8 protein-coding genes are annotated in these 12,983 nt (G+C 36.9%); 4 read left to right on the forward strand and 4 right to left on the reverse strand.

The genetic code is table 11. The features are described from left to right. The first annotated feature begins 88 nt into the window (after positions 1-88). Both BGO88_RS01310 and hutH read left to right on the forward strand, forming a co-directional pair. On the forward strand, positions 89-1,624 hold the full coding sequence (locus BGO88_RS01310) for a DEAD/DEAH box helicase (protein WP_286705665.1): 1,536 nt from the start codon (positions 89-91) through the stop codon (positions 1,622-1,624). Between the two features lie 96 nt (positions 1,625-1,720). Next, positions 1,721-3,229 carry a histidine ammonia-lyase gene (gene hutH, locus BGO88_RS01315; RefSeq protein WP_286705666.1) on the forward strand — a complete coding sequence of 503 codons (1,509 nt, stop codon included), beginning with the start codon at positions 1,721-1,723 and terminating at the stop codon, positions 3,227-3,229. Positions 3,230-3,259: 30 nt separating this feature from the next. Here hutH and BGO88_RS01320 read toward each other — a convergent pair whose 3' ends face one another. From BGO88_RS01320 to BGO88_RS01330, 3 genes are all read right to left on the reverse strand, one after another. Next, complete coding sequence (locus BGO88_RS01320; protein WP_056073696.1) at positions 3,260-3,775, reverse strand: DUF421 domain-containing protein; 516 nt, start codon at positions 3,773-3,775, stop codon at positions 3,260-3,262. Beyond that, positions 3,775-5,145, reverse strand: coding sequence for a 30S ribosomal protein S6--L-glutamate ligase (gene rimK / locus BGO88_RS01325; RefSeq protein WP_056073694.1), 1,371 nt, complete (start codon positions 5,143-5,145; stop codon positions 3,775-3,777). Before rimK ends, BGO88_RS01320 begins: the two co-directional genes overlap by 1 nt. 253 nt (positions 5,146-5,398) lie before the next feature. Continuing rightward, positions 5,399-7,945, reverse strand: coding sequence for an ATP-dependent Clp protease ATP-binding subunit (locus BGO88_RS01330; RefSeq protein WP_056073692.1), 2,547 nt, complete (start codon positions 7,943-7,945; stop codon positions 5,399-5,401). Positions 7,946-8,204: 259 nt separating this feature from the next. Here BGO88_RS01330 and gyrA point away from each other — a divergent pair, with 259 nt between their 5' ends. Together gyrA and BGO88_RS01340 are read left to right on the forward strand one after the other, a co-directional pair. Next, a complete protein-coding gene (gene gyrA / locus BGO88_RS01335) occupies positions 8,205-10,739 on the forward strand; it encodes a DNA gyrase subunit A (RefSeq protein WP_056073690.1) in 2,535 nt (844 codons plus the stop codon). 31 nt (positions 10,740-10,770) lie between these two features. Continuing rightward, entirely contained in the window at positions 10,771-12,108 is a 1,338-nt protein-coding gene (locus tag BGO88_RS01340; protein ID WP_286705667.1) for a tetratricopeptide repeat protein, read from the forward strand. Positions 12,109-12,162: 54 nt separating this feature from the next. Here BGO88_RS01340 and BGO88_RS01345 read toward each other — a convergent pair whose 3' ends face one another. Further along, positions 12,163-12,924 carry a C40 family peptidase gene (locus BGO88_RS01345; RefSeq protein WP_286705668.1) on the reverse strand — a complete coding sequence of 254 codons (762 nt, stop codon included), beginning with the start codon at positions 12,922-12,924 and terminating at the stop codon, positions 12,163-12,165. Positions 12,925-12,983: the final 59 nt, after the last annotated feature.

Here is a 12,983-nt window from a genome sequence, read left to right on the forward strand (position 1 = left end):
TATTTCTATAATTTTTTTTAAAATAAAGCCCAAAAATAACCCTACAAGTCTTTTTAGTCTGTACTTTTGCAAATTATTCAAAATCGCAATGTCCCAAAAAAACCTAGAATTAGAAATCGAAGAAAAAAAAGAACTTTATGCCTACCAGCAAGGGGATATCGATGCGATTTTTGAACGAATCAATAACGCTCCGCATAATCACCATTTGCTTTACCAGCTTCCAACCGGAGGAGGAAAGACTGTCGTATTTTCTGAAATCGTAAGACGCTATCTTTCTTATAATGACAAAAAAGTTCTGGTATTGACACACCGCATTGAGCTTTGTAAGCAAACGTCAAAAATGCTCAAAGGATTCAATGTCAAAAACAAAATCATTAACAGCAAAATCAAGGAATTACCCGATCAGGATGAATATTCTTGTTTTGTTGCGATGGTGGAGACTTTAAAAAACCGGCTGAATGACGAAAAATTAAAAATCGGAAATATTGGACTTGTAATTATTGACGAAGCCCATTATAATTCTTTCCGGAAACTGATGTCATCATTTAAAAATTCTTTTATATTGGGCGTTACCGCTACTCCTTTGAGTTCCAATATAAAACTGCCAATGAATGAAAATTATGACGAGCTCATCATAGGAGATCCGATAAGCAGATTAATTGAAAACGGGTATTTGGCAAAAGCCGTTACTTATAGTTATGATGTAGGACTGACTTCCCTTAAGGTTGGCATTAACGGAGATTATACCGTTAAATCTTCTGATGATCTTTATACGAATATGGTCATGCAGGAAAAATTACTTCATGCCTATACAGAAAAATCATTAGGAAAGAAAACCCTGATTTTTAATAATGGAATTTACACTTCTTTATATGTATATGAAACCTTTAAAGAAGCCGGATATCCTATCAGGCATTTGGACAATACAACTTCAAATGAAGAAAGGAAAGAAATTTTATCATGGTTCAAACATACTCCGGATGCTATTCTGACTTCTGTAGGAATCCTGACAACCGGATTCGATGAGCCAACTGTTGAAACGATTATTCTAAACAGGGCAACCAAATCCCTTACCTTATATTTTCAGATGATTGGACGCGGTTCGAGGAAATTACCCAATAAAGACAGTTTTACCGTAATCGACCTGGGGAACAATGCTGCCCGTTTTGGTTTGTGGAGTGATCCTGTTGACTGGCAACATATTTTCAAATCGCCTGAATTCTATCTTGAAAGCCTGCGTAATGACACCGAAATCGAAATGCATTTTAAATATAAGATGTCTCCGGAAGTTCGTGCTAAATTTGCCAATACCGCCGTTGTTGAATTTGATGTGGATGAAGAACACAGAATAGCCATTTCGCAAAACCTGCGTTCTAAGGTAGTTTTAGAAAAATCTCTGGATCAGCATGCTTCTATGTGCGTTGATAATGCGGAAACTATAAACGAAGCCAAAAATCTTTCCAAACTGCTGTATGACGATATTGAATCCAGAATCCGGTATTATACAAACTGCCTGAGTAAAAGCAGTAAAAATTACCGTGAATGGCTGGTTGAAGATTATAAAACTAAATTATTGCTTTTGATAGGGAAAAAATATCGGGAGAAAATCATGAACGAAGATTAATAAGACCCATTTCCCAAATTTTTCAAAAACAGATTCACAATAGTTGCTTTTTTGATAGTATTTGCGGAATTTTGAGGCACAAATAAGCAAAAAAAAATGGACAATACACATTATATAAGCGGTGAATTACTGTCGTTAGAAAATTTAGAAGAAATTATCAGCCATAATAAGACCTTGGCTTTGTCTGAAGAGGCAAAAGTCAATATTCAGAAATGCCGTGATTATCTTGATAAAAAGATGGAATCTCACAAAGAGCCAATCTATGGAATCAATACTGGTTTCGGTTCTTTGTATAATATAAAAATATCAAACGAAAATCTTACCAAATTACAGGAGAATCTTGTAAAGTCACATGCCTGCGGAACAGGAGGGGAAGTGCCAAAAGACATCGTTAAGATGATGCTTCTGTTAAAAATCCAGTCGTTAAGTTATGGCTATTCCGGTGTTCAGTTAGAAACCGTTGAGCGTTTGATTGACTTTTATAATAATGATATTTTCCCTGTTGTATATGAATTAGGCTCTTTAGGAGCATCGGGTGATTTGGCGCCTTTGGCGCATTTATCTTTGCCTTTAATCGGAGAGGGGGAAGTTTATTTTAATGACAAAAAACATGATTCAATTGACGTATTAAACCATTTTGGCTGGCAACCTATCCAATTAAAATCAAAAGAAGGATTGGCCTTGTTGAACGGAACCCAGTTTATGAATGCTTATGGCGCTCATATTTTAATACGTGCGGCTAAATATTCTTACCTGGCAGATTTGATAGGTACGGTTTCCTTAGAAGCTTTTGATGGAAGAATTGAGCCTTTTAATGAATTGATACATTTAATTCGTCCACATAAAGGACAGATTGTTACCGCAAAAAGAGTCACTGAGTTTTTGGATGGAAGTGAGATTATTTCGCAAAAGAAACAGCATGTACAGGATCCATATTCTTTCCGTTGTATTCCGCAAGTACATGGAGCTTCGAAAGATGCGATTGATTATGTGAAGAAAGTATTTAAAACTGAAATCAATTCGGTTACAGACAATCCAAACGTTTTTATTGAAAGCGACCAGATTATTTCAGGTGGGAATTTCCACGGCCAGCCTTTGGCATTGGCTTTGGATTTTCTGGCAATTGCTTTAGCAGAATTAGGAAATATTTCAGAAAGAAGAACCTATCAGCTAATTTCAGGATTGAGAGGACTGCCGGCTTTTTTAGTAGACAATCCGGGATTGAATTCAGGATTTATGATTCCGCAATATACAGCCGCGAGTATTGTAAGCCAGAACAAACAATTGGCAACTCCTGCCAGCATTGACAGTATTGTTTCTTCTAACGGTCAGGAAGACCATGTGAGTATGGGAGCAAACGGCGCTACAAAAGCATTGCGTATTATGGACAACTTAGAGCGTATACTCGCTATAGAATTAATGAATGCCTCACAGGCAATCCATTTTAGAGCACCATTAAAATCGAGTGATTTTATTGAAATGTTCGTAAAAGCATATAGAGAAGAAGTGCCTTTAGTGAGCGAAGATAGAATTTTGCATTATGATATCGAGAAAACGGTTGCTTTCTTAAAAAGCTTCCAGATTGATGAGAGTGTACAGAATTAATATAAAAAAGCAGGCCATAAGCCTGCTTTTTTAATCTATTCCATTTAAGGTTTTGTGATTTCTTCTTCTTTTGTAGTGTGTCTGTTTCAGATTTTCATTGCCCGAAATAATGCTGATATTACCATCTATTTCTAAAAAGGCATATTTTACATCTTTATAATATTCAACGCCGTGTTCGTGCATGGCTTCTGTCAATTCATCGGAAGTAATGCCAAGCCGCGCCAGTGTTTTAAATTCAATTTTTCCGTTGTGGACAAGCACTTCGGGTTTTTGCTGCAAGAAATTATTTAATTTCTTATAACGGAACATTAGTTTTTTCAGAATAAAGTTAACCAGAAACAAAGCACCTGCAGCTACAAGTCCACCCCATAGCGAAGTATCACTTCCAACCATAGCATTCTGGACAGAATTACTGATAAGGAGAATCAATATGACATCGGCAGTATTAAGCTGCGATAGTTCCTTTTTCCCGAAAACGCGCAATGCTATAACCATAAAAAAATATACGGCTACGCTTCGCAGGATAATATCGAGATACGGATTCATTATTTCCACTTAAAGTTTTTCTCAATAGCCTTAATCATTTCTCCGGCAATATCTTTGTTTGTTGCGCCTTCAATACCTTCAAGGCCGGGAGAGGAGTTTACTTCCAAAAGAAGCGGTCCTTTTGACGAACGAATAATATCTACTCCGGCTACTTTCAGGTTCATCGCCTTAGCCGCTTTAATGGCAATTCTTTTTTCTTCTGAAGTTACTTTGATGACAGAAGCCGTACCTCCCAAATGGATATTTGCCCTGAATTCTCCTGGTAAGGCTTCACGCTGGATAGCGGCCACTACTTTTCCGTCAATCACAAAACATCGAATGTCTTTTCCGTTGGCTTCTTTGATAAATTCCTGAACCAGAATATTGGCATTTAAGCTTTTAAAAGCATTGATAACACTTTCTGCTGCTTTTTTTGTTTCTGCCAAAACGACACCTTTTCCCTGAGTTCCTTCTAATAATTTTACGATTAGGGGTGAACCTCCAACCATTTTAATCAGGTCATCCGTATCTAAGGGAGAATTGGCAAATCCTGTTGTTGGTATGTCAACACCGTGATTGAGTAACAATTGTAAGGAATACAATTTATCCCGCGATTGTGTAATAGCGGAAGCCGAATTAAGGCAGAAGACCTTCATGGCTTCAAACTGGCGGGTAAGCGCACAACCATAAAAAGTGATACTTGGACGAATTCTAGGAATGACAGCATCAAAATCACTTAAAATTTTACCGCCACGGTAATGAATTTCGGGTTTGGTAGCATCCAATTTCATGTAGCATTCCTTAATATTCAGGAAATGCATTTCATGTCCTCGCTGTTCGCCGGCTTCTATGATTCTTTTGTTGGAATACAATTCCGGATTACTGGCCAGAAGGCCTATTTTCAAGCCGGTTTTTGCTCTTTCGGAATTATGATATAGTTCTTTTAGTTTGTCATTGGTAGGTTGCCCTAAAAGATATTTTTGTTCCGGGTCAACCAAAACTCGCCCGCTCATTGCTTCACGTCCTAAAAGCATCCTGAAACCCATAGAATCCCTATTGGTCAGGGTCATTTCTATTGGCCATTTGTGTTCGCCAAAATCCAGTGTAGTGCGTATAACATAACGCTGTTCGCGAAATCCGCTTGAACTTTTTACAATTCTTTTATCAACTAAAAGTGCTTCGCAATGAATAATCGTCTTGAGATTGTTTTGTATGGGATTGATATCGAATTTCACCCAGCTTTCACCGTCTCTCACAAAAGGAGCGATGTTAACTGCATGAAGCGCAGATGTTTTGGCACCTGAGTCGACACGAGCCTTAATAAGGGGGATTCCTAATTCAGGAAATGAACACCATTCTTCACTTCCAAGGATAACTTTGTTTGTAGACATAGCAAGTATTGATTGTAACAATAGACTAAAGTACTACTTATTTTAGAATCAAAAATTAATTTTTTGTAATTATTGAAAATAAGAGTTGATCGAGAATAATCCATTTAATCTCTAAATCTGCGGCTAAAGAGTTTGAGTAAATATCTTTATTGGTCATTAAATAATCAAGCCACTGATTTAGGACTTTGAAAATTCTTGTATGAATATCATCTATCTCTAAATCAGTGGCCTGAAATTAGTATTTTAAACCTACTTAATTGGCAGGTTCTTCTGCTTTTTTAATCTGGACTGTCAGTTCCTGAGAAGTTTCATCCAAATCCATAAATATGAGGTCACCAGAGTTAATTTTAGAAGTAATGATTTCTTCTGCAAGGGCATCCTCTACATATTTCTGGATAGCTCTTTTTAACGGTCTGGCTCCAAATTGCTTATCGAAACCTTTGTCTGCGATAAAAGCTTTTGCCTTTTCAGACAATTCCAGATTATAGCCCAATTCGGCAATTCTGGCGTATAGTTTTTTCAATTCGATTTCAATAATCTGGTCGATATGTTCTTTTTCAAGAGCATTGAATACGATCACATCATCGATTCTGTTCAAAAACTCTGGCGCAAAAGCTTTTTTCAGCGCATTTTCAATAACGCTCTTAGCATTTTCATCGGCTTGTGATACTTTAGCTGCTGTTCCAAAACCAACGCCTTGTCCGAAATCTTTCAATTGACGGGCTCCAACGTTAGACGTCATGATAATGATTGTGTTTTTAAAATCAATCTTGCGTCCTAAACTATCTGTCAGGAATCCGTCGTCCAGAACCTGAAGCATCATGTTGAAAACGTCAGGATGGGCTTTTTCAATCTCGTCTAAAAGTACAACACAGTATGGTTTTCTACGAACTTTTTCAGTTAATTGTCCACCTTCTTCATATCCTACATATCCCGGAGGCGCTCCAACCAATCTTGAAATCGCAAATTTTTCCATGTATTCGCTCATATCAATACGGACCAATGCATCTTCAGAATCGAATAATTCTTTGGCGATAACTTTAGCCAATTGGGTTTTTCCAACACCGGTCTGTCCTAAGAAAATAAAGGAACCAATCGGACGATTCGGATCTTTTAATCCGGCACGGTTTCTTTGGATAGAACGGGCAATTTTTAAAACAGCTTCTTTCTGTCCAATTACTTTATTTTCAATTAGTTCAGGAAGTTTAGCTAATTTATTACTTTCGGTTTGTGCAATACGGTTTACAGGAATTCCTGACATCATAGAAACCACATCGGCAACATTATCTTCTGTTACCTGAATACGGTTATTTTTAGAATCTTCTTCCCATTGTTCCTGAGCTATTGCCAAATCTTTTTCAATACGTTTTTCGTCATCGCGAAGCTTTGCAGCCTCTTCATACTTTTGTTTTTTGACAACTGTATTTTTAAGCTCTCTGACTTCTTCCAATTGACGTTCTAAATCCAAAATCTGTTTTGGAACATCAATGTTGGTGATGTGAACACGTGAACCTGCTTCATCCAAAGCATCAATGGCTTTGTCTGGAAGGAAGCGCTCAGACATGTATCGGTCTGTTAACTTTACGCAAGCCTCAATAGCTTCAGGCGTATAAGTCACATTGTGATGATCTTCGTATTTGTTTTTTATATTGTTCAGAATCGTAATTGTTTCCGCTACAGAAGTAGGTTCTACAATCACTTTCTGGAAACGTCTCTCCAAAGCACCGTCTTTTTCAATATATTGGCGGTATTCGTCAAGCGTTGTTGCTCCAATGCATTGGATTTCACCTCTGGCTAAAGCTGGTTTGAACATATTCGATGCGTCAAGCGAGCCCGTAGCTCCGCCAGCACCAACGATAGTATGGATTTCATCTATAAACAGAATAATATCGTCGTTCTTTTCCAGTTCGTTCATCACGGCTTTCATACGTTCTTCAAACTGCCCGCGGTACTTGGTTCCGGCAACTAAACTGGCCAGATCAAGAGTCACTACACGTTTGTTGAATAAAATACGTGAAACTTTCTTTTGGATAATTCTTAAGGCAAGTCCTTCAGCAATAGCCGATTTACCTACACCTGGTTCTCCAATCAAAAGAGGATTGTTCTTTTTTCTTCGGCTTAAAATCTGTGAAACACGCTCAATTTCTTTTTCGCGTCCAACAACAGGGTCCAATTTGCCTTCTTCCGCCATTTCTGTCAAATCACGTCCAAAGTTGTCTAAAACCGGAGTTTTTGATTTCTTATTGGACTTACTGGCCGGCGTATTAAAAGCACCTTCTTTTAAACTGTCATCTTGTCCTGAATCATCATTGTAAGATTCATTTTTTGGCAAGTCATTCAAAAATTCTTCTTCGCTGTTTGGTGTCATATTCAAATATTGTTCTTTAGCTGAATCATAATCAATCTTCATCTTATTCAACAGCTTGGTTGTGGGATCATTTTCGTTTCTCAAAATACACAATAATAAGTGTGCGGTACTAATGGAAGGGCTCTGAAAAACTTTAGCTTCAAGATACGTCGTTTTCAATGCTCTTTCGGCCTGACGCGTCAAATGAAGGTTTTTCTTTTCATTGCTTGCTTCGACATTAGGATTTGCTGGGCTTAATATTTCGACTTTTCTGCGCAAATGCTCTAAATCTATAGACAGATTGTTAAGTATATTTATTGCTTTACCGTTTCCATCTCTTAATATGCCCAACATTAGATGTTCCGTTCCAATAAAGTCATGGCCCAAACGGAGTGCCTCTTCTTTACTGTAAGTGATTACATCTTTTACTCTAGGTGAAAAATTATCATCCATAATATAAAATATTGGTCTTGTAAATTTAATGAATTAGTTGGGTAAATGCAAAAATCATACCCTGACATAAGTACTGACAGCTAAGTGACAAAAAAATACCCGAAAATAAAAATATGTCAAAAATTATTTATCAACTATGAAGTGGCTTTTTTATGTTGATAAATCCCTGAAATTAGTAATAAAAAATGCACTGAAAATGTTACGAATTGCGTATATTGGCACGTTTTGAAACGAATTTAATTTTTTAATATAAATACTTATGGCTGAAGGAGAAAAGTTAATTCCTATTAACATAGAAGACGAAATGAAATCCTCTTACATCGATTATTCGATGTCTGTAATAGTTTCCAGAGCGCTTCCTGATGTTAGAGATGGTTTGAAACCCGTACATAGAAGAGTACTTTATGGTATGTACGAATTAGGAGTTTTTTCAAATAGAGCACACAAAAAATCTGCAAGAATTGTCGGTGAAGTTTTAGGTAAATACCACCCACACGGTGATACATCTGTATATGACGCGATGGTTCGTATGGCCCAGGAATGGAGCTTACGTTATTTATTAGTAGACGGTCAGGGTAACTTTGGTTCTGTAGACGGTGATAGCCCGGCTGCCATGCGTTATACTGAAGCCAGAATGCGTAAAATCGCAGAGGAAATAATGGCAGATATTGACAAAGAGACAGTCGATTTCCAATTGAACTTTGACGACACCCTGGAAGAACCTAAGGTAATGCCTACAAAAGTTCCTACCTTATTAATAAACGGTGCTTCGGGTATTGCTGTTGGTATGGCTACCAATATGGCACCTCACAATTTAAGTGAAGTTGTTGACGGTACGTTAGCATACATCGACAATAACGATATAGAAATTGACGAACTGATGCACCATATTAAAGCTCCTGATTTTCCAACCGGGGGAACTATTTATGGATATGAAGGCGTTCGTGAAGCATTCAAAACGGGAAGAGGAAGAATTGTAATGCGTGCCAAAGTCAATTTTGAAGAAGTTGACGGAAGAGAATGCATTGTGGTTACTGAAATTCCATACCAGGTTAATAAAGCTGACATGATTAAGAAAACAGCCGACCTGGTAAATGAGAAAAAAATTGACGGTATCTCAAACATTCGTGACGAATCGGACAGAAACGGAATGCGTATCGTATACATATTAAGACGTGACGCCGTTCCTAATGTCGTTTTGAATACCTTATATAAGTATACGCAACTACAATCGTCTTTCAGCGTAAATAATATTGCGTTGGTTAATGGCAGACCTCAGTTGTTGAACCTAAAAGACCTGATCCACCATTTCGTGGAGCACCGTCATGAAGTGGTAACCCGCAGGGCACAATATGAATTGCGTAAAGCAGAAGAAAGAGCCCATATTTTAGAAGGATTAATTATTGCTTCTGATAATATTGACGAAGTAATCCAATTAATCCGTTCCTCAAGCAATACTGATGAAGCAAGAGAAAAATTGATTGCAAGATTCAACCTTTCTGAAATCCAGGCAAAAGCAATCGTAGAAATGCGTTTGAGACAATTGACAGGTCTGGAGCAGGATAAATTGCGTGCTGAATATGAAGAAATCATGAAATTGATTGCCCACTTGAAAGAATTATTGGCAAGCAAAGAAATGAGAATGGCTCTAATCAAGGAAGAACTGACTGAAATTAAGGATAAATATGGCGACGAACGTCGTTCAACTATCGAATATTCAGGCGGTGATGTGAGTATTGAAGATTTGATTGCAGACGAAAATGTTGTAATTACAATTTCTCATGCCGGATATATCAAGAGAACGAATCTTTCAGAATACAAAACCCAAAACAGGGGTGGAGTAGGACAAAAAGGAGTGGCAACTAGAGATCAGGACTTCCTGGAGCACCTGTTCGTAGCTACCAACCACCAGTATATGATGTTCTTTACTCAAAAAGGAAAATGTTTCTGGATGAGAGTATATGAAATTCCTGAAGGAACAAAAACGTCAAAAGGAAGAGCCATCCAAAATCTTATCAATATTGAGAATGACGATAAAGTCAAAGCATTTATCTGTACTCAGGATTTGAAAAATCAGGACTACATTAATTCTCACTATGTAATTATGGCCACCAAGCAAGGTCAGGTTAAAAAGACATTACTGGAGCAATATTCCCGTCCTAGAGTTAACGGTATTGCCGCAATTACTATTAAGGAAGACGATGAACTACTGGAAGCAAAACTGACAAACGGTGAAAGCCAGATTCTTATTGCTGTGAAATCCGGTAAATTGGTACGTTTTGAAGAAAACAAAACACGTCCGATGGGAAGAAGCGCTTCCGGTGTTCGAGGTATTACCTTAGGGCATGAGAAAGATGAAGTAATTGGCATGGTATCTGTAAACGATATGGAAAGTGAAATCCTGGTAGTTTCTGAAAACGGTTATGGAAAACGTTCTTCACTTGAAGATTACCGAATCACAAACAGAGGTGGTAAAGGTGTAAAAACACTAAACATCACTGACAAAACAGGAGAACTGATTTCTATCAATAACGTTACCGATGCAGATGACTTAATGATTATCAACAAATCGGGATTAACAATCCGTATGGAAGTATCTGACCTTCGCGTTATGGGTAGAGCGACTCAGGGAGTAAGGCTTATCAATATCAAAGGTAATGACTCTATTGCTGCAGTAACAAAAGTAATCCGTGAAGAGCAGGTTATTGATGAAACTGAAGGGGATGGTGAAAATACTGCTTTAGAAGCATCAACCAATGATGATGCATCGGAAGCAGAAAATACCGAAGAATAATACAACTACTATATAACCAAAATTAAAAATTATGAAAAGTAAATATTTATTATTGGCGTCAGCTTTTCTGGTTTCGGGTTTGACATTTGCCCAGAAAGATGAGCTAAAGACGTTAAAGAAAATTTATGACAAAGATGAAATTAAGGCAAAAGACCTCACGGAGTATAAAGCTGCCATTGAAAAGTCTGAACCATTGCTGGCAAATGCATCTGAATCTGATAAAATTTATTTAGGCTTTTACAAATCGCTAGTGCCATTTATTGAAGCACAAGAAGCTGCTAGCCGTCCTGAGAACAGAGCAAATCCACAAGCTGCCTTGATTAAAATATTTAATGCAAATAACATTTTTCAATTAGCTGACAATACAAGTAAGGTTGTTGAATTGGAAAAAACATCAGGTAAACAAGTTCTCACTAAAAGCATCAATGAAGATATTGCTGACATGAAACCTATGCTGTTAAATTATGCAGTAAATCTGGGTAAGCAAAAAAACTATAAAGATGCAACTACTGTATTATACAGTCTTTATCTTCTGGACAAAACCGACCTGGAAAAACTTTATTATGCTGCAAATTATGCTGTCAATGACAAAGATCATGATAAAGCGTTGACCTACTATAATGAACTTATAAAGCAAAATTATTCTGGTGAAAGATCAGAATATATGGCAACAAGTAAACTTAGTGGGGAAGAGGTGACGTTTGCTTCATTGGCTGACAGAGAAAAAGCAGTGAAAATGGGGACTCACGAGAAACCAAGAACAGAGCAGATCAAATCAAAAAGAGGTGAAATTTATAAAAATGTAGCTTTGATTTACAACAGTAAAGGGGATGTTGCTGCAGCAACTAAAGCTGTAGCTGAAGCAAGAGCTGCTAATCCTGATGATCTTACTTTGGCAATGACCCAAGCAGATTTGTATATGAAGAGCAATAATGTAGAAGGCTATAAGCAGGTCATTTCACAAGTTATCGCTAAAAGTCCAAATGATCCAAACCTGTTTTACAATTTAGGAGTACTTGCAGCTCAGGCAAATGAAAATGTTGAAGCTGAAAAATATTATAAAAAGGCTATAGAGATTGATCCTAATTATATTAACGCTTACCTAAACCTTTCTGTTTTGAAATTAAACGGAGATACTGCAATCGTTGATGAAATGAACAAACTAGGTACTTCTGCAAAAGATAATAAAAGATATGATGAATTAAAAGTAAAAAGAGAAGCTATTTTTAAAAGTACTCTGCCATATCTTGAAAAAGCGAATAAACTAGATCCTAAAAATGAGGACGTATACAGAACATTATTGAACGTATACAATTATCTTGAAATGACTTCTGAAGCTAAAGCTTTAAAAGCGTCGTTTAATGATTAACGATAGGCTCATTTAAAAGGCAAAAAAACCGAAGATTTTTATCTTCGGTTTTTTTTATATTATTTTTTTGATAACTCTTAGTTTGTGTGTATGCCTGTTAGTTTCAGCATTATATATGCCCAGGTGATCTAATCTGTCAATTCTGACTTTTCCACTGGCATGTATAATATAATTGTCATCCATAATAAGTCCGACATGTATTATTTTACCTTCTTCATTGTCAAAAAAGGCCAAATCTCCCGGTTCACTTTCTTCAATAAAACTTAGCGCTTCACCTTGGGTTGCCTGTTGTGAGGCATCTCTCATCAATTTATAGCCGTTAAGTTTATATACCATTTGGGTTAAACCGGAACAGTCAACACCAAAAGGAGTCTTTCCGCCCCACAAATACGGAGCATTCAAATACATAAATGCGGTATTTATCAAATTGGATTTTGGTTTTATGCCACTGATTTTCATTCCTTCAAAATCCAGATTACTTTTATTAATTGCCGGATTACTAAGAAAAGAAAGTGATGCACCTAAAGGAATAGGCATCAGTAAATTATTTGGAGAATTTACATATTCAATCAAATCCGCATTGAGGATTATCGCCTCATTACACAGCTGATTGTAATCTGTTTCTGAAATAGTCTGGAATTGTTTTTCGTCTACCCAGCCTTCATACCCATCAAAATGCAATTGGATTTTTGACCATTGCTTATTTTGCTCTAAAATTTTAAAATGCTCACCAAAAAGTACTTGTGATACAATTTCGCTACGGTCGCTAGGTTCAAATCTTAAAGGTATTATGGCTAGATTACAAATTCCAAACATTGAGGGTTTGCTTTAAATTAAATGATGAATTTCGGATTTTAAAGATACAAAATCATTTA

Source organism: Flavobacterium sp. 38-13 (genome assembly GCF_001899155.1).
Classification (GTDB): domain Bacteria; phylum Bacteroidota; class Bacteroidia; order Flavobacteriales; family Flavobacteriaceae; genus Flavobacterium; species Flavobacterium lindanitolerans.

Excerpts from the sequence above, each read along its gene's own strand:
- BGO88_RS01310 (WP_286705665.1), top strand. The coding sequence starts at position 89 with ATGTCCCAAAAAAACCTAGAATTAGAAATCGAAGAAAAAAAAGAACTT.
- hutH (WP_286705666.1), top strand. The coding sequence starts at position 1,721 with ATGGACAATACACATTATATAAGCGGTGAATTACTGTCGTTAGAAAAT.
- BGO88_RS01320 (WP_056073696.1), bottom strand. The coding sequence starts at position 3,775 with ATGAATCCGTATCTCGATATTATCCTGCGAAGCGTAGCCGTATATTTT.
- rimK (WP_056073694.1), bottom strand. The coding sequence starts at position 5,145 with ATGTCTACAAACAAAGTTATCCTTGGAAGTGAAGAATGGTGTTCATTT.
- BGO88_RS01330 (WP_056073692.1), bottom strand. The coding sequence starts at position 7,945 with ATGGATGATAATTTTTCACCTAGAGTAAAAGATGTAATCACTTACAGT.
- gyrA (WP_056073690.1), top strand. The coding sequence starts at position 8,205 with ATGGCTGAAGGAGAAAAGTTAATTCCTATTAACATAGAAGACGAAATG.
- BGO88_RS01340 (WP_286705667.1), top strand. The coding sequence starts at position 10,771 with ATGAAAAGTAAATATTTATTATTGGCGTCAGCTTTTCTGGTTTCGGGT.
- BGO88_RS01345 (WP_286705668.1), bottom strand. The coding sequence starts at position 12,924 with ATGTTTGGAATTTGTAATCTAGCCATAATACCTTTAAGATTTGAACCT.